This window comes from Pseudoruegeria aquimaris, assembly GCF_900172235.1.
In the GTDB taxonomy this organism is placed as follows: Bacteria; Pseudomonadota; Alphaproteobacteria; order Rhodobacterales; family Rhodobacteraceae; genus Pseudoruegeria; species Pseudoruegeria aquimaris.
The window spans coordinates 1-715 of record NZ_FWFQ01000060.1; the positions used below are offsets into that span (position 1 = coordinate 1).

Below are 715 nucleotides of genomic sequence, written 5' to 3' on the forward strand. Positions count from 1 at the left end.
TGGCCGCCATTGGCGGAGATGGTGGAGCCGGTGATGAAGGCGGCGTCATCCGCGGCGAGGAAGGCCACGCAGCGGGCGATCTCCTCGGCTTCGCCGAGGCGGCCCACCGGGATCTGCGGCAGGATGACTTCGTTCATCACTTTTTCAGGGATCGTGCTCATCATCTCGGTGTTGATGTAGCCGGGGCAGATCACGTTCACGGTGATCCCGGCGCGCGCGCCTTCCTGGGCCAGCGCCTTGGTGAAGCCGATGTCGCCGGCCTTGGCGGCGGCGTAGTTGGCCTGGGCGAACTGGCCCTTCTGGCCGTTGATCGAAGAGATGGTGATGATGCGGCCGAACTTGCGTTCGCGCATCCCCGGCCAGACGTTGTGCGTCATGTTGAAGACGCCGGTGAGGTTGGTGTCGATCACCTCGTGCCACTGCTGCGGCGTCATGCGGTGGAAGGGGGCGTCGCGGGTGATGCCGGCGTTGTTGACGAGCACATCCACCGGGCCGATCTCGGCCTCGACCTTGGCGATGCCTTCCTTGCAGGCTTCGTAATCACCGACGGACCACTTGTAGGTGGCGATGCCGGTTTCGGCGGTGAAGGCCGCGGCGGCCTCATCGTTGCCGCCGTAGGTCGCGGCCACGTTGTAGCCCTCGGCTTTGAGTTTCTTCGCAATGGCCGCGCCGATACCGCGCGTGCCGCCGGTGACAAGTGCCGTTTTCGCCATGG

1 protein-coding gene is annotated in these 715 nt (G+C 65.3%); it reads right to left on the bottom strand.

What is annotated here, in order from left to right:
- A partial coding sequence (gene phbB, locus PSA7680_RS18430; protein ID WP_085870109.1) for an acetoacetyl-CoA reductase occupies positions 1-713 on the bottom strand: 713 nt, incomplete at its 3' end.
- Positions 714-715: the final 2 nt, after the last annotated feature.